General features: G+C 59.6%; 28 protein-coding genes. 14 read left to right on the forward strand and 14 right to left on the reverse strand.

The genetic code is table 11. The features are described from left to right. Positions 1 to 687, forward strand: a 687-nt coding sequence (gene rlmN, locus AC33YF_RS08165; RefSeq protein ID WP_491776707.1) for a 23S rRNA (adenine(2503)-C(2))-methyltransferase RlmN, incomplete at its 5' end; no start/stop codon positions are given. A gap of 16 nt (positions 688 to 703) precedes the next feature. Here rlmN and AC33YF_RS08170 read toward each other — a convergent pair. Beyond that, positions 704 to 1,375, reverse strand: coding sequence for a 2-hydroxychromene-2-carboxylate isomerase (locus AC33YF_RS08170; protein ID WP_491776708.1), 672 nt, complete (start codon positions 1,373 to 1,375; stop codon positions 704 to 706). A gap of 3 nt (positions 1,376 to 1,378) precedes the next feature. Here AC33YF_RS08170 and AC33YF_RS08175 point away from each other — a divergent pair, with 3 nt between their 5' ends. Next, positions 1,379 to 1,876 carry a hypothetical protein gene (locus tag AC33YF_RS08175; RefSeq protein WP_491776709.1) on the forward strand — a complete coding sequence of 166 codons (498 nt, stop codon included), beginning with the start codon at positions 1,379 to 1,381 and terminating at the stop codon, positions 1,874 to 1,876. On the opposite strand, the gene AC33YF_RS08180 is transcribed toward AC33YF_RS08175, so the two are convergent. Then, positions 1,842 to 2,063 (reverse strand): hypothetical protein, encoded by a 222-nt coding sequence (locus AC33YF_RS08180; protein WP_491776710.1) that lies wholly within the window; start codon positions 2,061 to 2,063, stop codon positions 1,842 to 1,844. The two genes, AC33YF_RS08175 and AC33YF_RS08180, sit on opposite strands and share 35 nt — an antisense overlap. 230 nt (positions 2,064 to 2,293) lie before the next feature. Between AC33YF_RS08180 and AC33YF_RS08185 the strand changes: the two genes are divergently transcribed. The 6 genes from AC33YF_RS08185 to AC33YF_RS08210 all read left to right on the forward strand — a co-directional run bounded on the left by AC33YF_RS08185 (position 2,294) and on the right by AC33YF_RS08210 (position 8,869). Next, complete coding sequence (locus AC33YF_RS08185) at positions 2,294 to 3,136, forward strand: phosphatase PAP2 family protein (protein ID WP_491776711.1); 843 nt, start codon at positions 2,294 to 2,296, stop codon at positions 3,134 to 3,136. A gap of 89 nt (positions 3,137 to 3,225) precedes the next feature. Further along, complete coding sequence (locus AC33YF_RS08190) at positions 3,226 to 4,434, forward strand: argininosuccinate synthase (RefSeq protein ID WP_491776712.1); 1,209 nt, start codon at positions 3,226 to 3,228, stop codon at positions 4,432 to 4,434. A gap of 133 nt (positions 4,435 to 4,567) precedes the next feature. Beyond that, the gene (typA, locus tag AC33YF_RS08195) at positions 4,568 to 6,397 is read left to right on the forward strand and encodes a translational GTPase TypA (RefSeq protein WP_491776713.1); all 1,830 of its coding nucleotides are present in this window, start codon (positions 4,568 to 4,570) and stop codon (positions 6,395 to 6,397) included. 104 nt (positions 6,398 to 6,501) lie between these two features. Continuing rightward, positions 6,502 to 7,008 (forward strand): GNAT family N-acetyltransferase, encoded by a 507-nt coding sequence (locus tag AC33YF_RS08200; protein WP_491776714.1) that lies wholly within the window; start codon positions 6,502 to 6,504, stop codon positions 7,006 to 7,008. Between the two features lie 196 nt (positions 7,009 to 7,204). Beyond that, a complete protein-coding gene (dapB, locus tag AC33YF_RS08205; protein ID WP_491776715.1) occupies positions 7,205 to 8,011 on the forward strand; it encodes a 4-hydroxy-tetrahydrodipicolinate reductase in 807 nt (268 codons plus the stop codon). 204 nt (positions 8,012 to 8,215) lie between these two features. Next, the gene (locus AC33YF_RS08210; RefSeq protein WP_491776716.1) at positions 8,216 to 8,869 is read left to right on the forward strand and encodes a 2,3-bisphosphoglycerate-dependent phosphoglycerate mutase; all 654 of its coding nucleotides are present in this window, start codon (positions 8,216 to 8,218) and stop codon (positions 8,867 to 8,869) included. 1 nt (position 8,870) lies between these two features. On the opposite strand, the gene AC33YF_RS08215 is transcribed toward AC33YF_RS08210, so the two are convergent. Continuing rightward, complete coding sequence (locus AC33YF_RS08215) at positions 8,871 to 9,395, reverse strand: DUF2244 domain-containing protein (RefSeq protein ID WP_491776717.1); 525 nt, start codon at positions 9,393 to 9,395, stop codon at positions 8,871 to 8,873. A gap of 42 nt (positions 9,396 to 9,437) precedes the next feature. Here AC33YF_RS08215 and nth point away from each other — a divergent pair, with 42 nt between their 5' ends. Both nth and AC33YF_RS08225 read left to right on the forward strand, forming a co-directional pair. Beyond that, the gene (gene nth, locus AC33YF_RS08220) at positions 9,438 to 10,148 is read left to right on the forward strand and encodes an endonuclease III (RefSeq protein WP_491776718.1); all 711 of its coding nucleotides are present in this window, start codon (positions 9,438 to 9,440) and stop codon (positions 10,146 to 10,148) included. A gap of 171 nt (positions 10,149 to 10,319) precedes the next feature. Beyond that, positions 10,320 to 11,318, forward strand: a complete 999-nt coding sequence (locus AC33YF_RS08225; protein WP_491776719.1) for an adenosine kinase — start codon at positions 10,320 to 10,322, stop codon at positions 11,316 to 11,318. Positions 11,319 to 11,329: 11 nt separating this feature from the next. On the opposite strand, the gene coaA is transcribed toward AC33YF_RS08225, so the two are convergent. The 7 genes from coaA to hisB all read right to left on the reverse strand — a co-directional run bounded on the left by coaA (position 11,330) and on the right by hisB (position 16,088). Continuing rightward, complete coding sequence (coaA, locus tag AC33YF_RS08230) at positions 11,330 to 12,283, reverse strand: type I pantothenate kinase (protein ID WP_491776720.1); 954 nt, start codon at positions 12,281 to 12,283, stop codon at positions 11,330 to 11,332. Between the two features lie 21 nt (positions 12,284 to 12,304). Next, on the reverse strand, positions 12,305 to 12,622 hold the full coding sequence (gene hisE, locus AC33YF_RS08235) for a phosphoribosyl-ATP diphosphatase (protein WP_491776721.1): 318 nt from the start codon (positions 12,620 to 12,622) through the stop codon (positions 12,305 to 12,307). 63 nt (positions 12,623 to 12,685) lie between these two features. Further along, complete coding sequence (gene hisF, locus AC33YF_RS08240) at positions 12,686 to 13,462, reverse strand: imidazole glycerol phosphate synthase subunit HisF (RefSeq protein ID WP_491776722.1); 777 nt, start codon at positions 13,460 to 13,462, stop codon at positions 12,686 to 12,688. A 3-nt stretch (positions 13,463 to 13,465) separates the two neighbouring features. Then, a complete protein-coding gene (gene hisA, locus AC33YF_RS08245) occupies positions 13,466 to 14,224 on the reverse strand; it encodes a 1-(5-phosphoribosyl)-5-[(5-phosphoribosylamino)methylideneamino]imidazole-4-carboxamide isomerase (RefSeq protein ID WP_491776723.1) in 759 nt (252 codons plus the stop codon). 13 nt (positions 14,225 to 14,237) lie between these two features. Continuing rightward, on the reverse strand, positions 14,238 to 14,888 hold the full coding sequence (hisH, locus tag AC33YF_RS08250; protein ID WP_491776724.1) for an imidazole glycerol phosphate synthase subunit HisH: 651 nt from the start codon (positions 14,886 to 14,888) through the stop codon (positions 14,238 to 14,240). Between the two features lie 8 nt (positions 14,889 to 14,896). Beyond that, positions 14,897 to 15,397 (reverse strand): DUF2628 domain-containing protein, encoded by a 501-nt coding sequence (locus AC33YF_RS08255; protein WP_491776725.1) that lies wholly within the window; start codon positions 15,395 to 15,397, stop codon positions 14,897 to 14,899. Between the two features lie 58 nt (positions 15,398 to 15,455). After that, positions 15,456 to 16,088 (reverse strand): imidazoleglycerol-phosphate dehydratase HisB, encoded by a 633-nt coding sequence (hisB, locus tag AC33YF_RS08260; protein WP_491776726.1) that lies wholly within the window; start codon positions 16,086 to 16,088, stop codon positions 15,456 to 15,458. On the opposite strand from hisB, the gene AC33YF_RS08265 reads away from it, so the two are divergent. The 3 genes from AC33YF_RS08265 to hslU all read left to right on the forward strand — a co-directional run bounded on the left by AC33YF_RS08265 (position 16,087) and on the right by hslU (position 18,722). Then, positions 16,087 to 16,737 carry a DUF2939 domain-containing protein gene (locus AC33YF_RS08265; RefSeq protein WP_491776727.1) on the forward strand — a complete coding sequence of 217 codons (651 nt, stop codon included), beginning with the start codon at positions 16,087 to 16,089 and terminating at the stop codon, positions 16,735 to 16,737. The genes hisB and AC33YF_RS08265 overlap by 2 nt on opposite strands. 82 nt (positions 16,738 to 16,819) lie before the next feature. Then, the gene (gene hslV, locus AC33YF_RS08270; RefSeq protein ID WP_491776728.1) at positions 16,820 to 17,395 is read left to right on the forward strand and encodes an ATP-dependent protease subunit HslV; all 576 of its coding nucleotides are present in this window, start codon (positions 16,820 to 16,822) and stop codon (positions 17,393 to 17,395) included. Between the two features lie 22 nt (positions 17,396 to 17,417). Next, positions 17,418 to 18,722: an ATP-dependent protease ATPase subunit HslU gene (gene hslU, locus AC33YF_RS08275; RefSeq protein WP_491776729.1), complete on the forward strand. Its 1,305-nt coding sequence runs from the start codon at positions 17,418 to 17,420 to the stop codon at positions 18,720 to 18,722. Here hslU and AC33YF_RS08280 read toward each other — a convergent pair. The 3 genes from AC33YF_RS08280 to AC33YF_RS08290 are packed head-to-tail and all read right to left on the reverse strand — an operon-like array spanning position 18,719 to position 21,243. Continuing rightward, positions 18,719 to 19,390, reverse strand: coding sequence for a Smr/MutS family protein (locus AC33YF_RS08280; protein ID WP_491776730.1), 672 nt, complete (start codon positions 19,388 to 19,390; stop codon positions 18,719 to 18,721). The two genes, hslU and AC33YF_RS08280, sit on opposite strands and share 4 nt — an antisense overlap. Before the next feature lie 24 nt (positions 19,391 to 19,414). Continuing rightward, a complete protein-coding gene (gene mltA, locus AC33YF_RS08285) occupies positions 19,415 to 20,500 on the reverse strand; it encodes a murein transglycosylase A (protein ID WP_491776731.1) in 1,086 nt (361 codons plus the stop codon). Between the two features lie 17 nt (positions 20,501 to 20,517). After that, positions 20,518 to 21,243, reverse strand: a complete 726-nt coding sequence (locus AC33YF_RS08290; RefSeq protein WP_491776732.1) for a Tim44/TimA family putative adaptor protein — start codon at positions 21,241 to 21,243, stop codon at positions 20,518 to 20,520. Between the two features lie 315 nt (positions 21,244 to 21,558). Here AC33YF_RS08290 and secB point away from each other — a divergent pair, with 315 nt between their 5' ends. Next, the gene (gene secB / locus AC33YF_RS08295; protein WP_491776733.1) at positions 21,559 to 22,086 is read left to right on the forward strand and encodes a protein-export chaperone SecB; all 528 of its coding nucleotides are present in this window, start codon (positions 21,559 to 21,561) and stop codon (positions 22,084 to 22,086) included. A gap of 43 nt (positions 22,087 to 22,129) precedes the next feature. Here secB and dnaQ read toward each other — a convergent pair whose 3' ends face one another. Continuing rightward, the gene (dnaQ, locus tag AC33YF_RS08300; protein WP_491776734.1) at positions 22,130 to 22,819 is read right to left on the reverse strand and encodes a DNA polymerase III subunit epsilon; all 690 of its coding nucleotides are present in this window, start codon (positions 22,817 to 22,819) and stop codon (positions 22,130 to 22,132) included. Positions 22,820 to 22,924: the final 105 nt, after the last annotated feature.

Raw genomic sequence — 22,924 nt, forward strand, 5'->3', positions numbered from 1 at the left:
GACAGGATCGGCGATTGGCCGGGTGCTGTGCCCGACGATCCAAAGGGCTTACCCTCGGGCGAGCGCAAGATCACCAACGTCGTGCTCATGGGCATGGGCGAACCGCTCTACAACTTCGACAATGTGCGCGATGCCTGCGCCATTGCCGCCGATGGCGAAGGTCTTTCGATCTCGAAGCGGCGTATCACCCTATCCACGTCTGGCATTGTGCCCGAGATCCCACGTTGGGGCGAAGAAGCCGGCACGATGCTGGCGATTTCGCTTCACGCAGTCCGCGATGAGCTGCGAGACGAGTTGGTGCCGATCAACCGAAAATGGCCGATCGCCGAGCTCTTGGATGCGTGCCGGGCGTATCCCGGCCTTTCGAATGCGAAACGCATTACCTTCGAGTACGTGATGCTAAAGGGTGTAAACGACTCCATCTCCGACGCTAAGGCGCTCGTTCGCCTGCTCAAGAAGATCCCTGCGAAGATCAACCTGATTCCCTTCAATCCATGGCCGGGCACCGCGTATGAGTGTTCGGACTGGGAGCAAATCGAGAAGTTCGCCGAGGTCGTGAACCGCGCGGGCTATGCGAGCCCTGTGCGCAGCCCGCGTGGCCGAGACATCATGGCCGCCTGCGGTCAGCTCAAAAGCGCGAGCCTAAAACAGCGAGCAAGCGAGCGGCTCAGCGAAGCGCAAGCATAGGAGCCACAACGCGCGCTTAAGCCTTCGCCCACGCGATCGCCGCTTCCAAACGGTCATTGCCCCAGAAAAGTTCCTCGCCAACCGTGAAGGAGGGCGCGCCGAAAATGCCACGCGCCTTGGCATCAGCCGTTTGGGCGAACAGCGCCTCCTTATTGGCGGGACTAGTGGCGGCCTCGAAGGCGGGGTCCGGATCGACGCTACATTGCTCCAGAATGTCGCGCAGCGTCTCATCATCGGCGATGTCGCGTTGCTCGGCATAATTCGCCATGAAGACCCCACGCGTGAAGTCCGGCGTCCAGCCCGCCGTCACGCCCACAAGCGCGAGCCGCGCAGCCTTCAGCCCGTTCTGCGGAAAACGTACCGGTGGCAGTGCTAGAGGTAGACCTTCGTCGTCGCAGACGCGTGCAAGGTCGCGCCACATATATTGCCCCTTGGCGGCGTAGATATTGAACGGCGAGTCGTTCCAGCCGAGCTCCTTGAAGATTGGTCCGAGCAGGAAGGGCCGCCAGCGGACCGCAACACCCGCTTTCGCCGCAGCCTGCGTAATGCGCATCGCGCTCACGTAGGAATAGGTGCTGGCAAACTCGTACCAAAAATCAATGGTGCGCATGATGGGACTCCAGCGCGGCAAGGCATCTTCTATAATCCCACCGGAGATCATCGTCACGATGACCGGGGTACCGAACATCTTATGATTGGATCTTTTGTTTGGCGCGGGGTTGTTGTTGTCGCGTCGTTCTTTGTCGCGGTCGGCGTTGCGCTCGCTGTGCTACTCGCACTCGGTGCCGCATGGATGGGCGACGAGCTGCGCGCGATTGCAATCGAAGATCCGCAGTTCCGAGCGTTCGTGCTTGATGACCCGGTTCTCCGGGATCCAGCCGTCCAGCGAGGCGTGGCCAAGGCGTTTGGCGCCGTGGTGTTTTTCGGAACCGCCGGGCCCGCTCTGACCGCGCTGCCGGCATTTGCAGCCGCCGTCGCAGGACAGGTCCTGCATATCCGTTCTTGGATGTACTATGTCCTCGCAGGAGGAGCCACGCTCGCCGCACTTCCTCTGTTGGTCAGCACTGAGGCTTACGGCCCTGCTGTAGACGTGCCCTCTTTGTCCGAGGGCCAGTCCATAACGATCTTCGCCACGGCCGGCTTTGCCGGCGGCCTCAGTTACTGGCTTCTGGCAGGTCGCGGAGCCTAACCTTCGTCCGCGCCTTTTCGTGGGCGATGGCCACGAGCCACGGCTCGGGCTTGAAAAGGGTCACCGTCTCTCGCCATGACCGCTTGCTTTGTCCGCGACGATGGCGCCATGCAAAACCCAGTTCGCGAAGCAGGGACGCGCGCGAGGGCGTCTTCGCTTGGGCGTCGGCGGTAGTGTCTTTCGTCATCAACGCACTCCTTCGGCCCCCCGAAGAATCAACGTAAGCATAGTGTCCAAAGTTCCGGCCGATTTCGCAACAATCATAAAACGTCATGCAAAAAGCCCGGTTTACGAGACCTGGAGGAGGTTGTTGGCATTGTGCGCGGGCTGCGCCATAAAGCGTTGATTTTCGACACAAGACCCCGGCCAACGCGACCGTTTGCATCGGCAGGGGCCCTTTATCTTGAGGAAACGCCTGTGGCGCGACGCTGGTTGCTCGCAACTCTGGTTTTGGGTCTGGTCGTTGGTTTGATCTTCGCGATCTTCCCTGGCCTGGACCTTTGGGCAGCCTCGCTCTTCTACGATTCTGAATCTGGCAAGTTCCCCATGTCTCGCAGCGAGGACTGGGAAACCGTCCGGAACCTGGCCTATTGGGTGCCCTATCTCTTGGTTGCGCCGTCCGTATTCGTGCTCGTCCGAAAGCTCGTCTTTCCCCGCACGAAGATGATTATCGCGCCATCCATCGCGCTCTTCCTTGTTGGCTCATTCATTGCCGGGCCTGGCGTGGTGAGCAATCTCATACTGAAGGAAAACTGGGGCCGTCCGCGGCCCATCCAGGTCGAACAGTTTGGCGGAAAGGCCGACTTCGAGCCCTGGTGGCGGCCTGGAGGCGCCTGCCAGCGCAACTGCTCCTTCGTTTCTGGAGAGGGAAGCCTGGCTTTCTGGACCGTGGCGCCCGCGATGTTGGCCCCTCCCGCGGCTCGGCCCTTCACCATGGGCGCGGCCGTGCTCTACGGGATTTCTGTCGGCGGTTTGCGGGTTGGCTTTGGCCGACACTTCCTGAGCGACGTCCTCTTCGCCGGCATCGTCACCATTGGCGTGGTCCTCTTGTTCTATTATTTGCTCTTGGCCCCTGGCCGGCGCAACGACGCAAAGCTTGAGGCGCGGCTCGATAGTATCGCGTTCGGCCTTCATCGCGGCATTGCGGCGCTTCTCGCTGGCATTGGCACCGTAATGGCGCGCATCGGCGCCGGCTTGCGCCATTCGGGACAAACGCTACAAAGGCGCTCCCATCCCGACGAAACGTCTGGCGCCCCCTAGCGAGGCCCACTTGCGCGGACGCCTCTCGCGCCTATAGTCCCGGCCAACCTTGCATTGGCGCCATCGACGCGCTGTTCCAGGACTTTGGAATGACTGAGATCAAAAAGGTCGTACTCGCCTACTCCGGCGGCCTCGACACATCCATCATCCTGAAATGGCTTCAGGAGACCTACGGCTGCGAAGTCGTGACATTCACCGCCGACCTCGGCCAAGGCGAAGAGCTGGAGCCAGCGCGAAAGAAGGCAGAGATGCTCGGCGTCAAACAAATCTTCGTCGAAGATCTGCGCGAAGAGTTTGTACGGGACTATGTATTCCCGATGTTCCGGGCAAACGCGCTCTATGAAGGCGTCTATCTGCTGGGGACTTCCATCGCACGGCCACTGATCGCAAAACGGCAGATCGAGATTGCCAAGGAGACCGACGCCGACGCTGTTTGTCACGGCGCGACCGGCAAGGGCAATGACCAGGTTCGCTTCGAACTCGGTTACTATGCGCTCAACCCGGACATCAAAGTTATCGCCCCCTGGCGGGATTGGCAGTTTCGGTCAAGATCCGACCTCATCGCATTCGCCGAGAAGCATCAGATTCCCGTGGCGAAGGACAAGCGGGGCGAGGCGCCTTTCTCCGTCGACGCCAATCTGCTGCACTCGTCCTCGGAAGGCAAAGTGCTCGAAGATCCAAATGTCGAGCCGCCGCCTTACGTCTTCCAACGCACTGTCGCGCCTGAAGATGCGCCGGACGAGCCGACCGTCATCACAATCGGATTCGAGCACGGCGATCCTGTCTCGATCAACGGCACGCGGATGTCGCCTGCAGCGCTTCTCACAAAGCTAAACGAGCTTGGCCACGACAATGGCATCGGGCGCGTCGACCTCGTGGAAAACCGATTCGTCGGCATGAAGTCGCGCGGCATCTACGAGACGCCGGGCGGCACGATCCTGCTCGCGGCTCACCGGGCCATCGAATCGCTGACCCTGGACCGCGAGGCCATGCACCTGAAAGACCAGCTCATGCCGCGCTACGCGGAGTTGGTCTATTACGGGTTCTGGTTCGCACCCGAGCGCGAGATGCTCCAGGCCCTCATTGACAAGAGCCAGGAACATGTGGAGGGCGAGGTGACGCTGAAGCTCTATAAGGGCAACGTCATCGTCGTCGGACGCAAGAGCGAGAACTCTCTGTACTCGGACGAGATCGTCACGTTCGAGGACGACCAGGGCGCCTACGACCAAAAGGACGCAGAGGGCTTCATCAAGCTCAATGCTCTGCGCTTAAGGACACTGCGGAAACTGCGTGGTTGAAGCCTGACGTGGCGCGTGGGAAAGACGGGTCATCGGCTCCAGCATTGCGATTGGCGGCAATATCCCTATATTGCACCGCAACAAGCGCCCGCAGTAGACGCTATAGCCGCCTGCCCGAAAGACCTATCCAAACATGACGCTACGGAACATTGCCATTATCGCGCATGTCGACCATGGCAAGACCACCCTCGTTGATCGCCTGCTCCAACAGTCCGGTGCTGTTCGGACCAATCAGCGTGTCGACGAGCGCGCCATGGATTCAAACGACCTCGAGAAAGAACGCGGGATCACAATCCTGGCCAAGGCGACCTCGATCGTTTGGGAAGGGACGCGCATTAATGTTGTCGATACGCCCGGCCACGCGGATTTCGGGGGCGAGGTGGAACGCATTCTGAATATGGTCGATGGGGCGCTTGTCCTGGTCGATGCGGCGGAGGGCCCCCTTCCTCAGACAAAGTTCGTTGTGTCCAAGGCACTCAAGATGGGCCTCAAGCCCATCGTCGTGATCAACAAGGTCGACCGCCCCGATTCTCGGCCCGACGATGTCTTGAATGAGATTTTCGATCTGTTTGCCGCACTCGATGCCAACGACGAGCAGCTCGACTTCCCCGTGCTCTACGGCTCCGCGAAAGAGGGCTGGATGGCCGAGAGCCCAGAGGGTCCGAAGGACCAAGGGATGACGCCACTCTTTGAGCTGGTGCTGAGCCATGTTGCGGCACCAGCGGTCGAAGACGGTCCGTTCCAGATGCTCGGAACGATCCTTGAAGCCAACCCGTATCTTGGCCGCATCGTGACGGGCCGTATCACGGCCGGAACCGTCAAGCCCAACGAAATGGTCAAGGTCCTCGATCACGAAGGCAACCTTGTCGAGCAGGGCCGGGTGTCCAAGGTGCTTGCTTTTCGCGGTCTCGAGCGCGCCTCGTTGGAAGAAGCGACAGCCGGCGACATCGTATCTATCGCAGGCCTACCGAACGCTACCGTCGCCCACACGATCTGCGCACTGGAGATCAATTCTGCATTGCCGGCCCAACCGATCGACCCGCCGACATTGTCCATGACGTTTCGGGTCAATGACTCGCCGCTCGCGGGCACCGAGGGATCTAGGGTCACCGGCCGCATGATCCGGGATCGGCTTCTACAGGAGGCCGAAGGCAATGTTGCGCTGAAGGTCGCCGAGTCCGACGAGAAGGACTCGATGGTCGTCGCTGGCCGCGGCGAGCTTCAGCTCGGCATTCTGATCGAGACGATGCGCAGGGAAGGCTTCGAACTCTCCGTATCGCGTCCCCGGGTGCTTCTAACCCGCGATGAAGCAGGGCAGCTGCTAGAGCCTATCGAGGAAGTCGTCATCGATCTCGACGAGGAACACCAGGGAGCCGTTGTTCAAAAGCTATCTGAGCGAAAGGCAGACTTGATCGAGATGAAGCCATCCGGCGGTGGCCGCGTGCGTCTCGTGTTCCATGCGCCGACGCGCGGCCTGATCGGGTATCAAAGCGAGCTTCTCACCGACACGCGCGGCACCGGCATCATAAACCGCCTGTTCCACGGCTATGCGCCGTACAAGGGACCCATTCAGGGACGCCGCAATGGCGTTCTTGTATCCACCGACCAGGGTGAGGCCGTGGCGTACGCGTTGTGGAATCTTGAGGACCGAGGGCCCATGATGATCGAGCCGGGGGCACGGGTCTATCAGGGGATGATCGTCGGCGAACATACGCGCGGCAACGACCTTGATGTGAATGTCCTAAAGGGCAAGAAGCTCACCAACATTCGTACCACGTCAAAGGACGAAGCAGTGCGATTGACACCGCCTATGCGAATGGTCCTGGAAAAAGCGTTGTCTTACATCCAAGACGACGAACTGGTCGAGGTCACGCCTGAGTCGATACGCCTCCGCAAACGCCATCTAGATCCAAATGATCGCAAGAAGGCTGAGCGGCTCCGCGATGCGGAGAACGCGGCCTGAATATGCGGTTCCACTCGTTTCACGTCTGGCATCGCCGATCTGACCATAGGATAAATTCAACGCGCCCTTTGCCCAGTCCGCACAAACTAGTCTAGGCTCTGCCTATGTCCGTCGATGTGGCTCAGGTGAGGCCGGCACGGCCAAAGGATGCAGACGCACTTGCTGCTGCTTACGAAGAGGCGTGGCGAGGAGCTTATCAGGGCATCATTCCGCATCTCGATTTGGAACGGATGATTGCACGCCGTGGGGCTGTCTGGTGGGAGCGCGTGCTGCGACGTCGAGCATCCCTTCTCGTTCTCGACTTTGGCGGCCAAGTAGCCGGTTATGTCACGTTCGGACGCTGTCGTATTGGGCGTGGCCCGTATCGGGGCGAGATCTTCGAACTTTACCTCTGCCCCACCTATCAGGGCCTAGGGCTCGGAACCAAACTCTTCGACGGTGCGCGGCAGAAGCTGCGCGAATGGCGCCTCCATGGCCTGTTGGTCTGGGCACTCGCAGACAACGAAGCTGCTTGCGACTTTTACATACGTCTCGGCGGCAGACCGATCGCCGAAGGCGCCGAAAGTTTCAGTGGCACCACGTTGCGCAAAATTGCCTTCGTCTGGCGTTGATGAAGTCACATCCACGGCGGCGGAGTTGCGGATCGCAAACGCGGTATACCCTGCAGCCCGAATGTTGACGTAAGTTCCCAGGGACGTCACCAGACTTGTGGCAAGCAGCCTGTCGTCTTACAACGGCACCGCACAATTTTTGCCGTCTTCGGTGAAAGGACGATGGCAGAACGAGCGAATCGGGGGCGCCTGCACGATGAGTGACATGAGAATTGCGGTGCTTGGCGCTGCAGGACGCATGGGGCAGGCCTTGACCCAAGCCTTGCTCGCGACGCCCGGCTGTGAGATCGCGGGAGGCCTCGAGGCGGCCGGCTCACCCGCGATTGGCCGTGACCTCGGAGAGATCGCGGGTCTCGACCCCATTGGGGTTCAAGTCACTGATGACCCTCATGCGTTGTTTGCCCATGTCGAGGGCGTTCTCGACTTCACCCTTCCCCACGCGACGACGGAATTGGTGGCGCTATCGGCACAATCGCGCATTGTTCATGTCATCGGTACGACCGGCTTCACGGAAGACCAGCTCGCCAAGATCGACGCCGCCGCCCGTCATGCCACAATCGTGAAGGCCGGCAATATGAGCATGGGCGTTAATCTCATGGCGGCGCTGACAGAGCGTGTCGCCACGATTCTGGGACCTGAGTTCGATATCGAGATCCTCGAGATGCACCATCGCCACAAGCGCGACGCGCCGTCCGGCACCTCACTCATGCTGGGCGAGGCGGCGGCGAAAGGACGGGCGGTCGCATTGGCCGACAAGGCCGTACGGACACGCGACGGCGACACAGGCCCGCGCACCGAAGGCGATATCGGCTTTGCCGCGCTGAGGGGCGGCGATGTGGTGGGCGAGCACAGCGTGATCTTCGCCGGCCCTGCGGAGCGATTCCAACTGACCCACATTGCGTCTGACCGCGGAATCTTCGCCCGTGGCGCCGTTCGCGCGGCCCTGTGGGCGAGAGGACGGGGGCCCGGGTTGTACTCAATGTTGGACGTTCTTGGATTGTGAACCTGAAAGGAGTGAGCTTGTGGGCCGCGATTTCACTGTGATGCGGGAGCCAACTAGACGCAGCGGCCCAAAAGTCACCCCATTAGGTGGCCATATGGACCATGGCCGTTTTCCAAGCGAATCTGTAGTTTGAGTGATGGAGAGGCCAAAAATGGCATCGGGGGACCAATTGAGCGGAAAATGACAGGGCGTCATTCAGGGGACATGCTTCAAAAAACCAGCGATAGACCAGAGGATACGGATAATGTTCTTGTTTTGGTCCGACATGGCCAAAGCGAGTGGAACCGTTTGAACATGTTCACGGGCTGGAAGGACGTCGGCCTCAGCGAAGAAGGCGTCGCGGAGGCTCATCGGGCCGGTGGGCGGCTCAAGGAAGAGGGTCTGGTCTTTGACAGTGCCTTCGCCTCAACGCTGAAACGGGCGCACAACACTCTCGATATCATCCTTGGCGAGGTTGGACAGGGCAAACTGCCAATCATCAAGGCCGCGGCACTTAACGAACGCGATTACGGCGATCTTGTCGGGATCAACAAAGAAGAGGCGCGGAAGCGCTTTGGCGCTGAGAAAGTACAAATCTGGCAGCGCTCCTACGATGTCGCTCCGCCAGGCGGCGAATCGCTGAAAGACACAGCGGCTCGGGTCTGTCCCTTCTTTGATCGATGGATTGTTCCCGAGCTTCAGTCAGGCAAAAACGTTATCGTGGTCGCACATGGCAATTCGCTGCGTTCGTTGATTATGGAACTCGACAAGCTCACGCCGGAAGAAGTCCAGCACTACTCGTTGGCGACGGCCACACCCGTCATCTATCGAGTGCAAGCGGACGGCACTCTCGCCGAAAAACGCAGTCTCGCCGCCTAGGCTAAGCGTGCACCTCTCCGGCAACCGTGGGTGATCGAGCCTCGCGCAAGGCTTCCTTCAAGGCGTCAGCAAAGTCTTCACGTTCGGGATCTGTCAAGAAGGCCCCGAAGACGAGACGCTTCCCGTGGCTGGCAAGGGAGAGCTCCGACGACAGCCCGACCCGCTCATTAACCTGCACGCGGACCCAATACGGATTGAACCGCCAAGACTGTTTTTTGCCGTCAGGCGCAACACGAGTCACGGTGAGTGCTTCGTCGGTCAATGCCACGGTCTCATAGACCCTCAAGGCGCGAAAATTGATCCGAAACGCGACATAGACGAGAAGCACGTCCAGCCCCATGAAACCGAGGACGGGCCACGCCCCCATCATGAAAAACATGAGGCCGGTCCCGAACGAAATGACGCAGACGGCGGACATGAAAATCAGAAAGCCGCGCGGCCCCAATGATCGGTGCGGGGTCAGGACCGCGCGAAAGCACGGCTCCGGGGCATCAAGCCCTTGCGGCAGGGTCGGGGTCTCTGTCATAGCGTGGTCGCTAGTACAGCCGGGAAAGGTGACAAAACGCAAGTGGCCGACAGAGCAAAATCCAGTGATCCGCCGAAACGGCGAAGAGCGCGCCGGGCCTCCCGCTCGAAGCTAACCCGCGAGCAGATCGAGGAAATGTTTGCGCGATTCCAAGCGCTCGATCCTGAACCACAGACCGAGTTGAAATTTCGCGATCCCTTTACGCTCCTTGTTGCCGTGGTCCTTTCCGCCCAAGCCACTGACACGTCCGTGAACCAAGTGACGCCCGCCCTTTTCGCGGCCGCCGACACGCCAGAGAAAATGGCCTCTCTCGACGAGGAAGAGGTCAGCAAGCGGATTAAATCGATCGGTCTTTTCCGAAGCAAAGCCAAGAACGTCGTTGCGCTGTCGCGTAAAATCGTCGCCGAATACGACGGCTTGGTCCCAGACTGCCGCGAGGATCTGGAGGGGCTGCCCGGCGTGGGACGCAAGACGGCGAATGTAGTTCTGAATGTCGCATTCGGTCAGCCGACGATTGCAATCGACACACACATCTTTCGTGTCTCGAATCGGACCGGGCTAGCGCCCGGCAAGACGCCTCTGGAAGTCGAAGAGACATTGGAACGGGTCATACCCGACCAATACAAGCTCCATGCCCACCATTGGCTGATCCTGCACGGACGCTACATCTGCAAGGCTCGAAAGCCTGAATGTTGGCGTTGCCATGTAAGCGACATGTGCGCATTCAACGAAAAGGTCGCCGCGCCAACCTAAGCACGCATCGAGCCGAGAGGTGGTAAGAAGAATCCCTCAAAGGCTTGACGGACGGCGCCAAGCATGACGTTGTCCTCCCCTCTGGCGGCTGGGAACGCTGATGGAGTCGAAAGCTACAACACCAACAAGTGCGCCTAACTGAGAGATCTAATCGGGGGGCCTTACGAGATCATGGCTGAGAAGACACTCGACGTCGTTGGCATCGGAAATGCCATTGTGGACATCATCGCTCGTTGCGACGACGGGTTTCTCACCAAGCGAAATCTGGATAAGGGCTTCATGCGGCTGATTGCCTCTTCCGAGGCCGCCGAGCTTTACGAAGAAATGGGACCGGCTACGGAGCGGTCGGGGGGATCTGTCGCTAACTCAATTGCAGGACTTGCCGCTCTCGGCGCAACGTGCGGCTTCATTGGCCGAGTCGCCGCCGATCAGTTTGGTGGAATCTTCCGACACGATATCCGCTCTTTGGGAGTCGCGTACGACACAGAGCCGGCTGTCGACGGCGCACCGACTGCGCGTTGTCTGATTCTAGTAACGCCGGATGGCGAGCGCACGATGAACACATTTCTCGGCGCGAGCGTGGATCTCTCCGACTCCGATATCGATGCTGAACTCATCGGCGCCGCCAAGTTCGTGTACTTGGAGGGCTACCTGTTCGATAAGGACGCTGCGAAGTCTGCCTTCCGGGCCGCAGCCGAGCTCGCCAAGCAGGCTGGCGCAAAGGTGGTATTGTCGCTGTCGGACCCCTTCTGTGTGGACCGGCATCGAGAGGATTTTCGGGAACTCGTGAAGAACGGCGCAGACATCGTTTTCGCCAACGAGAAGGAAATTACGTCTCTCTACGAAACCAATACATTTCTGGAAGCGGCGGATGCCGCCCTTCAAGACTGCGAGATGGCTGTGCTCACCCGATCCGAGGATGGGTCGCTGATAGTCGGGGGCGGCGAAACAACTGAGGTACCCGCAGAGCCCGTCCCTCAGGTCGTTGATGCTACAGGGGCCGGTGATCTTTACGCGGCAGGCTTCCTGTTCGGTCTATCGCGCCGGATGCCGATTGCCGATTGCGGACGGCTCGGCAGCATTGCCGCCGCAGAAGCGATCTCGCATATCGGCGCGCGCCCCCAGACGGATCTGGTGCAGCTTGCCAGGGCACGTGGGATCTCGATCTAGCGCTGTAACTTTCAGAGTTTTCGCAACGCCACGCTCTCCACACGGTGGCCTTCACCTTTACGAAGAATGAGATCCGCTCGCTGACGTGTGGGGAGAATGTTCTCGTTCAGATTGACGAGATTGATCGTCCGCCAGAGGGATAAAGCCACGGCGCGCGCCTCACCCTCTGAAAGTGTCGCGTAGCGATGGAAATAGGCGGCTGGGTCACGGAAGGCCGTTTGGCGCAAACGCAGGAAGCGCTCCACATACCATCGCTCCACAAGGTCTTCGGCCGCGTCGATATAGATCGAGAAATCGAAGAAGTCGGAGACGAACGGGATCGCTTCGCCGTCCCTCGGAAGAACTGCTGGCTGGAGCACGTTGAGTCCCTCGACAATGACGATATCGGGATGTTCGACGGCGAGGGTCTGGCCCTGCAATACATCGTAGACAACGTGCGAATAAACAGGGGCCTCGACACGGGCCTTGCCCGATTTCACATCGGCAAGGAAATTCAGTAGCGCCGGCAGATTGTAGCTCTCGGGGAAGCCCTTGCGGGTCATCAAGTCACGGCTTTCAAGTTCGGCGTTCCTAAACAAAAAACCGTCAGTTGGCACAAGCGCTACATTCGGATGGCTTGGCCAGCGGGCGAGCAGAGCTTGAAGCACGCGCGCAGAGGTGCTCTTGCCCGCAGCGACGCTACCGGCGAGCCCAATAACGAACGGGACCTTGATCTCTCCTTTGCGTAAGAACTCTTCGGTGGCGCCGTACAAGCCTTGCGAGGCTTCGACGTAAAGATTCAGCAGCCGGCTCAGGGGCAAGTAGACATCAACCACTTCCTCGGTCAACACGCGCTCGGTTACGCCCGAAAGGTTTTCGATATCCGCTTCGTCAAGCGTTAGCGGTGTATCCTCGCGCAGGCGCGCCCACTCTTCGCGGGAATATGTCGTGTAGGGGGAAAAGCCAATGCCAGGACTACTGTTCATCTTGAAGTGCCCGGTGACTGGTTAGCGCGCCGGTCGTCTTTGACGCTCCAAGCCCGAGGTCCCCATACGCTCTTCGAGCACCTCGCAAACCTCGTCGAGACCAATGTCGCGGGACTCTAGCAGCACAAGGAAGTGATAAAGCAGGTCCGCGCTCTCAGAGAGAAGCGCCGCCCTGTCTTGCGCTGTTGCGGCAATCGCGACCTCAACCCCCTCTTCGCCTACCTTCTTGGCCGACTTGATCGGATCATCGAGAAGCTGGCGCGTGTAGGACTTTTCGGCCGCCTCGGTACGCCGATCGCGGATCGTAGCGGCAAGTCTATCTAATGCATCCTTGCTCATGCTGTGGCTCATACACCTTGGTGCTGCCTCTGGGAATAGCCGCAAAGGCTCTATGTCGAAGCTTCAAGAATCCAACCTCACAGGAAGACCCGCATTGGCCATGAAGCGCTTGGCTGCGCCAACTGAATGTTCCCCAAAGTGGAAGATCGATGCAGCCAGCACGGCCGACGCGTGTCCGTCGCGGACGCCATCCACAAAATGCTGAAGATTGCCGACACCACCCGAGGCGATAACAGGCACGGAAACCGCGTCCGCGATCGTCCGTGTGAGCACATTATCGAATCCGGCCCGCGTGCCGTCACGGTCCATGGACGTAAGCAAAATCTCTCCTGCACCGAGCGAAACGACCTCTTCCGCATAGCCGACAGCGTCGATACCCGTCGGTTCGCGCCCGCCATGTGTGAAGATCTCGAAGCGAGGGGCCTTACCGTTTGCGCCAACGCGCTTGGCGTCGATGGCCACGACAATGCATTGTGCTCCGAATTTCTCAGCCGCACGGCGCACAAGTTGACGATCGCGAACCGCAGCGGTGTTGATCGACACCTTGTCGGCTCCAGCTTCCAGAAGAGCGCGCACATCCTCTGTCGACCGCACGCCGCCGCCAACAGTCAGTGGCATGAAACAGCGTTCCGCCGTTCGGCTGACAATATCGAGAATCGTGCCGCGCTTCTCGTGGCTCGCCGTGATATCAAGGAAGCAGAGTTCGTCCGCACCGGCCTCGTCGTAAGCCGCCGCAGCCTCCACGGGATCGCCCGCATCAACAAGGTCGACAAAGTTGACGCCCTTGACGACACGGCCGTCCTTCACATCAAGACAGGGAATGACGCGGATCTTCAGCATAGATCAATACTGTCCCGTCACGCCGTGGTGCCCATATTTTGCCGCGATAACGCCGAGCGCTTCGGCAGCATCGAGCCGGCCGTCATAAAGTGCGCGCCCCGCAATCGCGCCATCGAGCTTCGCAAAAACCGGTTCCACCAGGCGCTTGATGTCGTCGATGGAGGCAAGTCCGCCGCTGGCGATCACAGGTACAGAGACGGCATTGGCCAATTCCAAAGTGGCATCCAGATTGAGGCCTTCGAGGACTCCGTCTCGGGCAATGTCCGTGTGAATAATGACAGCAACGCCTGCATCCTCGAAGCGACGACCCAAATCGATCGCACGCATCTCCGACGTTTCCGCCCAGCCCTCGATAGCTACCTTGCCGTCACGGGCATCAATCCCAACTGCGATACAGCCGGGGAAGTCACGAGCTGCCTCGCGCACAAGATCGGGATCGCGCACAGCGGCCGTCCCGAGAATGACGCGGTCGATGCCTTTTTCGAGCCACATGGCAATCGTGTCGATGTCCCGTATCCCGCCCCCAAGCTGCATGGGCAAGTGAGTGGCCTCGAAGATCGCCTCGACCGCTGGTCCGTTCACAGGCTTCCCCTCGAACGCACCATTGAGATCGACCACATGGAGCCATTCGAAGCCTTGATCTTCGAATGTCTTGGCCTGCGCCGCCGGATCGCTATTGAACACGGTGGCATGGTCCATCTCGCCCTGGCGGAGACGCACGCATTGTCCGTCCTTCAGATCGATGGCGGGAAAGAGAATCATGAGCAATATCTCGCTATGGCTTCCATTTGAGGAAATTGGCGATCAAGGCCAGTCCCAGTTTTTGGCTCTTCTCGGGGTGGAACTGGCTACCAGCCACGTTGTCCCGCGCCAGGAAGGCCGTCACCGTCCCGCCGTAGTCGGTTGTCGCGACACGGTCGTTCATTGCCGCCGGCACGAAGTGATACGAGTGCACGAAATAAGCATGGAGCCCGTCGCGGCCCGATGGAATACCCTCAAACAACGCATGGTCGCGGTGGAGCGTGAGCGTGTTCCAGCCCATATGCGGTATCTTGAGCGCGGCATCATCGGGCTCGATGGCACGGACTTCGCCGCCGATCCAGTCGAGACCAGGCGTGACTCCATGCTCCAGACCCCGGCTCGCCATCAGCTGAAGTCCCACACAGATTCCGAGAAACGGCACGCCCCGCTCGGTGACGGCTTCGGTCATTGCCTCAATCATGCCCGGCACCGCGGCAAGCCCCGCCTTGCAGTCTGCGAACGCGCCGACGCCCGGCAACACGACGCGGTTTGCACTCAGAACATCCTCCGGCTCCGACGTGACTTTGATCTCAAGCGGTACACCCTGCTCGCCCGCAGCCCGCTCGAAAGCCTTCGCGGCGGAATGAAGATTCCCGGAGCCGTAATCGATGATGGCAACGTGCATGGCTATAGCTAGCTCCGCGGAAAGGAGCCAATGACTTCGTCACCGCGCGCGGGGCGCGTTGGCACGATTCCAGCGCCTCTCTGCGTCGGCATAGCAACTGCCGGAATCGGTGCAGAGGGCTTCTCCTGCTCGGGCAGCCAGCGTGAGAAGAATCGGGTCTCGGCCTCGACCAGGTCACGGCCCCATGCGGTGCCGGCGAATCTGAAGCCCCTTCGTCGCAAAGCCCAGCCACGCAGATCATTGGCCTCAAGTGCGAAAAGGACCGTCAAGCAGAGTGAGGCCCAACCGGCGATCTCTCGCGCGGCCGGACCGGATCCAAAGATCACCGGTAGCGACATGAAGATGACCAGAAAAACCAACAGCTCTAGCCACATGCGATGATAGATCAGCCAAAGGATCGGAACGAAGAGCGCGAGCCAGGCGATCCCGTCCTTGACGAACGCGACCTTGCCCGTCCGGGCCTCAAGATCGGCGGCGTCGGCAGGCTCATAAACGGAATAGACAGTCACGGTTCGCTACGCTCAACTTTAATCGGGCCATGGCCCGACCTTCCGGCTAACCAGGAGATCACAATTGGCCCTTGGTCGAGGGCACGCGTCCACTTTGCCGCGGGTCGTCTGCCACAGCCTGGCGCAAAGCCCTTGCAAGTGCCTTATAGCAGGTCTCCGCCACGTGGTGATTGTTCTCACCGTATAGTGTTTCAACGTGCAGCGTGATGCCGGCATTCTGCGCAAAAGCCTGGAACCACTCCCGAAACAATTCCGTGTCCATCTCGCCGATCTTGGAACGGCTGAAGTCCACCCTCCATATTAAGAACGGCCGCCCGGACACATCGAGTGCGACACGGGTTAGCGTCTCATCCATGGGCAGGTAGCACGAGCCGTAACGCGTGATTCCAGCTTTGTCGCCCAAGGCTTTCGCAAACGCCTGGCCAAGCACGATGCCTGCGTCTTCAGTGGTGTGGTGCTGATCGACATGAAGGTCGCCGTCGGCCTTTAAGATAATGTCGAACAGCCCGTGGCGCGCCAGTTGCTCTAGCATGTGGTCAAGAAAGCCAACACCCGTCGCGATATCGTAAGCGCCAGTCCCGTCGAGATTGACGGTCGCAGTAATGTTCGTTTCCTTGGTGCGGCGATCAATCGTCGCGGTGCGGGCCGCAGGGCTTCCAGCGGCATCCGCCGATTTGCTTAGCTTTTGCATGTCTGACAGCCTAACCCAGAGGCCCTTAGCAATTCGCTTCTATCACGAGTGCGCTTATACGCCCCGTCATGCAGGCATGCTATGGGCGACCGTCAAATTTGAGGGAAATCCGTTAATGCGCCGCCTGTTTCTACTGATTCTGATCCTGCTGGCCGTCTACGTCGCCTACCCCTATTGGACCCTGCATCGGCTTGAGCAGGCGCTGCTGTCCAACAATGCGGAGGCGCTTAAGAGGATCGTCGATTTTCCAGCCATCGGAGCCAGCATGAAGGATAAGGTCGACGGCAGGCTCTTGGAGAAATCCGACCAACTCGGCGAAAAACGCCCTGTTCTCGGCGATATCGGCACGGCACTGACGAACATTCTCGGACCGTCGGTCATTGGCGGTACGGTCGATAGCTTGGTGACGCCTGAAGCTCTCCTCAGCAATCCAACCGTTCTGGAACACCGGGAAAAGAACGAAGGCTTCGGCGACTATATGACCTACGCCTTCTTCTCCGGGCCAACGACGTTCAGGATCGACATGAAGGACCCCAACGAGGCCGATGCGCCCACGACAGGCGCCACCATGACCTTGGATGGCGCGCGCTGGCGCGTGACCAACGTGACCTTGCCCCCTCTGACTTCCTTGGCGCCAACGCTCGACTAGCCCCACCCCACGACGGCAGGATCGTGACACGAGCGCCTAGGCGCTTGACGAACCGGGCACCAAGCCCGATATCGCAGACAGTATGAGCGTTCCCTCTTTGCCCGAAACTTCACCCAACTCCTGGCACGGCACGACCATCCTCACTGTCCGCAAGGATGCCAAGGTGGTGGTAGCAGGCGACGGCCAGGTCTCCTTGGGTCAGACCGTTATCAAAGGCACCGCAAAAAAGGTGCGCAGCGTGGGATCGGGCCAGGTCATTGCCGGCTTTGCTGGCTCGACCGCCGACGCTTTCACCCTTTTCGAACGGCTTGAAACCAAGCTCGAGCGTTTCCCCGATCAGCTCAAACGCGCCTGCGTGGAACTCGCCAAAGACTGGCGGACTGACCGGTACTTGCGCCGCTTGGAGGCCATGATGATCGTGGCCGACCCGAATGAAAGTCTTGTGCTGACGGGTACCGGCGACGTGTTGGAGCCGGACGATGCCGTCATGGGCATCGGGTCGGGCGGGATGTATGCGCTCGCAGCGGCCAAAGCCATGCTCGACTCCGATCTCAGCGCCGAGCAGATTGCGCGGAAAGCGATGGCAATTGCGGCCCAAATCTGCGTCTACACCAATGATTCCCTGACTGTCGAAGTACTCGACGCGTCCGCCAGCTAGGCCTAACCGAACCAGTACCTGTATGACCGCTTTTTCCCCTCGCGAAATCGTCTCAGAACTCGATCGCCACATTGTCGGCCAAAGCGACGCCAAGCGCGCTGTAGCCATTGCATTGCGCAATCGCTGGCGGCGTCAGCAGCTGGACGAGGATATGCGCGAAGAGGTTTTGCCGAAGAACATCTTGATGATCGGCCCAACCGGTGTCGGCAAGACGGAGATTTCCCGCCGCTTAGCCAAACTCGCCAACGCTCCCTTCATCAAGATTGAGGCGACCAAGTTCACCGAGGTGGGATATGTGGGCCGCGACGTCGAGCAAATCGTGCGCGACCTCATCGAAGCCGGCATCGGCCTTTTGCGCGATGCAAAGCGAAAGGAGGTCTCGGCCCGCGCTCAGATTAACGCCGAGGAGCGCGTGATCGATGCACTGGTGGGACCGGGCGCCAGCAGCACCACGCGCGAGTCGTTCCGCAGGAAGCTGCGATCCAACGAACTAAATGATAAAGAGATTGAGATTCAAGTGGCGGACGCCAGCGGCATGCCATCTTTCGAGATACCAGGTATGCCAGGCAGCCAAGTCGGCATGATCAATCTGTCGGACATGCTCGGTAAGGCCCTCGGCCAACGAACGAAGACTCGGACCGTTACGGTGGAGGACTCGTTCGATATTCTGATGGCGGAGGAGTCCGACAAGCTGATCGACGACGACATGATGATCCAGGAGGCCATCCGGAATGTCGAGAACAACGGCATTGTCTTCTTGGACGAGATTGACAAAATCTGCGCGCGTTCAGATCGTGTCGGCGCGGACGTCAGCCGCGAAGGCGTGCAGCGCGATCTGCTGCCGCTGATCGAGGGCACGACCGTTGGAACGAAATATGGGCCTGTGAAAACGGACCATATTCTCTTCATTGCCTCCGGCGCGTTTCACATTGCCAAGCCCGCCGATCTTCTTCCCGAATTGCAGGGCCGCTTGCCGATCCGTGTGGAGCTTCGCGCGCTGACCAACGAGGACTTCCGCCGTATCCTAACGGAGCCGAAAGCCTGCCTCATCAACCAATATGTTGCTCTGATGAAGACGGAAGGCGTGCACCTAGAATTCACGACGGACGCAATCGACGCCATCGCTGACATTGCTGTCGAGGTGAATACGTCTGTCGAGAATATTGGCGCCCGGCGGCTGATGACGGTGATGGAGCGCATCCTCGACGATATATCCTTCGATGCGGCCGACAAGAGCGGTGAAGCGATCACCATCGACGCCGCTTACGTGCGCGAACACATCGGCGATCTGGCCAGAAACGCGGATCTATCGAAGTTCATTCTTTAGAGGCGCCGGCGCGCTCGATCTTGCTTCCTAAGCCGCACATACAGCGCCCCTTCGCCGCCGAGCCGGCGCGGCGCCTGCGCGAAGCTGACGATAAATGGCGCTAGGTCTCCATGCGACAGCCAATGGGGGACCGCCTGGCGCAGCACGCCCCGTTCATCTTCGTCATAGAAGCTCCTGCCCTCGTCACGAAGTGAGCCCTTGCCGGTAATGACGAGCACATGCCGGTAGTCTTTACCGCAGGCCCAATGCAGGAATTTGCGTAAGGCACTATGGGCCTCGCGTTGGCGCATGCCGTGCAGGTCGATACGCGCTTCGATAGCGAGATTGCCCTTGTCGAGCTTGCGGGCAGTCTGCCGATCAAGTCCGACATTCGGCGATGGGGCCGTCCCTACGGTAGCCTTTTCGCCCGCATGCTGGCGTAGCGGCTTTGAGACCGTGGGACTTCGGGATGCGGAGCCTGTGTCAACGGGCGGCCTTGCCTTGGCTTGCGCAGGCGTCGCGAGCGGTGCCCCCAAGTCAACAAACCGGTTCTTGTTGGCCAAAGGCTGCGCTGTGTCGGCTACACGCGCCCACAGACCGGAATCATCCTCAAGACGGACCGAGACCTTCTTCGTCTTGATGGCATTCCCACTGTCCGGCGTTTGTTTGTCTGATTTTCTGCGCGCCATGCGACCACACTACCGCAAAGGGCCTTAACGTTTTGGGAGCAATAAGAAGAACGTCGCTTGATGGCGCGTGCTTCCGGCGAATTCGCCAGCGGCATCGCCGGTGCCCCAGAAGATGTCGCCACGCTCGGGCCCTCGAATTGCCGAACCCACGTCCTGTCCAACCATGAGCCGTGCGAAAGGCCGGCCGCACTCAGCAAGTAGACGGTCCGCCGCGACATAGACCGGACAACCAAGTGGTGTACAGACCGGATCGATCGCGAGGCTGCGCCCGGGCGTTAAGGTTACGCCTTCGGCGCCGAGAGGACCACCAGAGCCCTCGACACCAGTCAGTATACGGAAAAATATATAGGACTTATTCTCCTGCAAAAGTCGGCGGCCGCGTTCGGGGGCGGCGCGCAACCATGCTTTGAGGCGCGCCATGTCGATCTCGTTCGCGGAGAGCTCATTCTTTTCAACAAGCACTTTCGCAATAGACGTGTACGGATGACCGTTCTTCCCTGCAAAAGATAGCCGCACCCAGCTACCGTCGTCGAGCTGAACGCGGCCCGATCCTTGGACGTGCATAAAGAACAGCTCAACCCAATCGCCTACATAGAGAAGCTCAAGGCCCCGCCCCTCTAGCGCGCCGTTCTCGATTTCGGCTCGGGTGAAGTAATCCACCATCTCGGATCCGCGACGGCGCCGTGCCGTGACCTTGTCATTGTTGGCCGCACGGAAAACTTCAGACTCCAAAGGAACGAGGTCTGTGGGAAGGCCATACACCGGAACGTTGAACCGATCGCTTCGTTCAAGGGCTCCCAGAAGAATGGGCTCGTAGTAGCCCGTCACAAACCCTTGCACGCGCGGGGCTTGGCGGCAAAAGGGTTCGAAGTGAGTTTCGAAGAACTTGCGTGCTTCATCGGGGCGGATGTCTGCTCCCAATGCCAACGCTTCCTGAAAAGGCAACGGACCGTGAATGGTCCTCGCTATACGCACGGCATGGGGCGGACAGGAGCTCAGGAATGCGCGAAAAGCGGCAAGATGATCGTCCTCGGCCCAGCCGGGCAAGGCATCAAAGCCACATGCTACGTAATCGGACTCCAGGGTGCCAATGTCCGGGCTAGAACCCATAGGTCAACGCGCGGCGACTAGTTCGCAGCTTCAGTGGCCACCAGCTTCCAGTTCGGATTGCGGGACGCCGTATCGCGAGAGAATGTCCAAATGTCCGTGACCTCACGGACCTTCTTCGGATCGCCATCAACGATCTCGCCCGCCGAATCGCGCGTGACCGAAATGAGTTCGCTTACGAACTTTACGGTGATGAAGGCCTGCTTGTTCTTCATCTCCGCTTCGATGATGTCAGCTTTGTCGATGCCCACCAGCGTCGAGTGATGTGTTTCGCCGCGCTGTTCGCGCTCGGCGATAGCGCGAGAGAAGCCGTCCAGGACGTCCTCACCCAGGAGCTGCTGCAGCGTCTTCTCGTCGCCCTCGGCAAAGGCCGCAACGATCATCTCGTAAGCCATCTTTGCGCCGTCGAGAAACTCGGTTGGGTCGAACGTCGGGTCTGCCTTAATCAGTGTGGTGAGCGACTTGCCAAGAGGGCTGTCCGTCTTGGCGAAGCGCTCCAGACGCTCCTGTATATCTTCAGCCGAGGGCCCGGCCGCTTCTCCAACCTGCGCTTCGGCGTTTCGGCCGCGGGGCAACGCCACGACGGTGCCCTCCGGCGTACCCTGTTTTGTCTCCGGGCTTGAATACGGGTCGTAAGGCGGTCGCTCGTTGCCCGTTCTGCGTCCGAGGACGCTGCGCAGTCTGATGAAGATCACAACCGCGAGCACCAGAAACAGCAGTGTATAGATGTCGAAAGCTTCACTCATAATGTTACTGCCATCCAGTTCCGGACCCAGTCCGGCTCTCTGCGGAGTATCTCGCGGTCAACGGTCTTCGTCTTGATCTTCCCTAGGCTAGATATCGTTATACACCTGGGGATTTTCTAGCAGTCGGGGCCCGCCGCAGCATATTTTTCACTCAGGATCGCTGCGGTGCACCGTCAACTTACGTCATTCCCCTTATGGACGCCAACCCCAAAGGAGATAGCGGCCCATCTTTGTCTTTCGGGTGCTGTTGTCGAATTGCGCGATACGTAGGCCCATGTTAGCCAGCGGTCGAAAGTTGCGCCGAGGGAGGATTGGATGGTCGAGAACAACAATGGAAATAGCCCTAAAGGGAGCAATGGCGATCAGCCAGCCGGCGGCGGAGGCGCGGAAGGTGGCAATGCGGCTCAACTCAGCGTTCTGGCTCAGTACGTAAAGGACTTCTCCTTTGAGAGCCCGGGAGCGCCACAGACGCTGCAGGGACCGGGCCAGAACCCTCAGCTTCAAGTCGGCGTTAACGTGAACGCGGGGCCGCGGGGCGAAGACATCTACGAGACAGTCGTGCACCTCGAGGCGCATGCAAAGAGCGATGACGGCGTGATCTACAACGTCGAAATCGACTATGGCGGGCTTTTCCGGATAAAGAATGTGCCGGAAAAGATGCTTCAGCCCGTCTTGTTTGTTGATTGTCCCACCCTGCTGTTCCCCTTCGTTCGGCGCGTCATCGCCGATGTCGTTCGTGACGGTGGCTTCCCGCCGCTCATGCTCGACCCGATCGACTTCGGGCGCCTCTATGCGCAAAATCTGTCAAAGGGCGGAGAGGCCGCCGAAGGACAGCCCAACTAAGCCAATCCAGTCGGCAGCGCGTGACTGGGGCATAAGCCCCCGCTCACTCGTAGCGGCGCCAGATCGCATCCTCACCCAGCGTGGCGACAAAGTTCTGGTGGGCATCGCGCTCATCAGCCGTTAACCTTGGAGGCAGCGGCGTTGGACGCGGCGCAACGGAGAACCCGCTCTGCGATCGATCGGCCTGCCGACCTCCCTGCCCCGCCAGCTCCAAACGTGCCTGTTTGCCACCGACGAGCTCTACATAGACCGACGCAAGCAGCCGGCAGTCTAGCAGAGCCCCGTGAAGGTCGCGTTCACTGAGGTCGATGCCATACCGGCGGCAAAGAGCATCGAGGCTCGCCGGCGCGCCCGGATGGCGCCGCCGCGCAAGAGCCAAGGTGTCAACGATCCTGTCCCAAGTTAGGAGAGGCTTAGACGACCGTTCGAGCTCGGCGTTCAAGAATCCGAAGTCGAATCGGGCGTTGTGAATTACAAGCTTGGCGCTCTCGACAAATTCCAGAAACTCGTCGGCCTTGTCTGCGAAGAGCGGTTTGTCGCTTAGAAAGTCGTTGGACAGACCATGCACGCTAAAGGCCTGCTCTGGCATGTCACGCTCAGGGTTCAGGTAGCAGTGCCAGGTCCGGCCACTGGGGATCGAATTGACCAGCTCGACACAGCCGATCTCAACGATCCGATGACCTTCATGGGGATCCAGGCCTGTCGTTTCCGTATCGAGAATGATCTCACGCAAAGGCTTTGGTGAACTCCGCTTAGTCAGGTCTTGCGTGTACGCAAGCGCTCCATGACACGCCCGTCCCGAAGCTTAAGCGATTCGATGAGCACATCGAGCTGCGCT

This window comes from Methyloceanibacter sp. (assembly GCF_058506495.1).

Coding starts and splice junctions, on each gene's coding strand:
- AC33YF_RS08170 (WP_491776708.1), bottom strand. CDS start 1,375: ATGTTCGGTACCCCGGTCATCGTGACGATGATCTCCGGTGGGATTATA.
- AC33YF_RS08175 (WP_491776709.1), top strand. CDS start 1,379: ATGATTGGATCTTTTGTTTGGCGCGGGGTTGTTGTTGTCGCGTCGTTC.
- AC33YF_RS08180 (WP_491776710.1), bottom strand. CDS start 2,063: ATGACGAAAGACACTACCGCCGACGCCCAAGCGAAGACGCCCTCGCGC.
- AC33YF_RS08190 (WP_491776712.1), top strand. CDS start 3,226: ATGACTGAGATCAAAAAGGTCGTACTCGCCTACTCCGGCGGCCTCGAC.
- typA (WP_491776713.1), top strand. CDS start 4,568: ATGACGCTACGGAACATTGCCATTATCGCGCATGTCGACCATGGCAAG.
- AC33YF_RS08200 (WP_491776714.1), top strand. CDS start 6,502: ATGTCCGTCGATGTGGCTCAGGTGAGGCCGGCACGGCCAAAGGATGCA.
- dapB (WP_491776715.1), top strand. CDS start 7,205: ATGAGTGACATGAGAATTGCGGTGCTTGGCGCTGCAGGACGCATGGGG.
- AC33YF_RS08210 (WP_491776716.1), top strand. CDS start 8,216: ATGCTTCAAAAAACCAGCGATAGACCAGAGGATACGGATAATGTTCTT.
- AC33YF_RS08215 (WP_491776717.1), bottom strand. CDS start 9,395: ATGACAGAGACCCCGACCCTGCCGCAAGGGCTTGATGCCCCGGAGCCG.
- AC33YF_RS08225 (WP_491776719.1), top strand. CDS start 10,320: ATGGCTGAGAAGACACTCGACGTCGTTGGCATCGGAAATGCCATTGTG.
- coaA (WP_491776720.1), bottom strand. CDS start 12,283: ATGAACAGTAGTCCTGGCATTGGCTTTTCCCCCTACACGACATATTCC.
- hisE (WP_491776721.1), bottom strand. CDS start 12,622: ATGAGCAAGGATGCATTAGATAGACTTGCCGCTACGATCCGCGATCGG.
- hisF (WP_491776722.1), bottom strand. CDS start 13,462: ATGCTGAAGATCCGCGTCATTCCCTGTCTTGATGTGAAGGACGGCCGT.
- hisA (WP_491776723.1), bottom strand. CDS start 14,224: ATGATTCTCTTTCCCGCCATCGATCTGAAGGACGGACAATGCGTGCGT.
- hisH (WP_491776724.1), bottom strand. CDS start 14,888: ATGCACGTTGCCATCATCGATTACGGCTCCGGGAATCTTCATTCCGCC.
- AC33YF_RS08265 (WP_491776727.1), top strand. CDS start 16,087: ATGTCTGACAGCCTAACCCAGAGGCCCTTAGCAATTCGCTTCTATCAC.
- hisB (WP_491776726.1), bottom strand. CDS start 16,088: ATGCAAAAGCTAAGCAAATCGGCGGATGCCGCTGGAAGCCCTGCGGCC.
- hslV (WP_491776728.1), top strand. CDS start 16,820: ATGAGCGTTCCCTCTTTGCCCGAAACTTCACCCAACTCCTGGCACGGC.
- hslU (WP_491776729.1), top strand. CDS start 17,418: ATGACCGCTTTTTCCCCTCGCGAAATCGTCTCAGAACTCGATCGCCAC.
- AC33YF_RS08280 (WP_491776730.1), bottom strand. CDS start 19,390: ATGGCGCGCAGAAAATCAGACAAACAAACGCCGGACAGTGGGAATGCC.
- mltA (WP_491776731.1), bottom strand. CDS start 20,500: ATGGGTTCTAGCCCGGACATTGGCACCCTGGAGTCCGATTACGTAGCA.
- AC33YF_RS08290 (WP_491776732.1), bottom strand. CDS start 21,243: ATGAGTGAAGCTTTCGACATCTATACACTGCTGTTTCTGGTGCTCGCG.
- secB (WP_491776733.1), top strand. CDS start 21,559: ATGGTCGAGAACAACAATGGAAATAGCCCTAAAGGGAGCAATGGCGAT.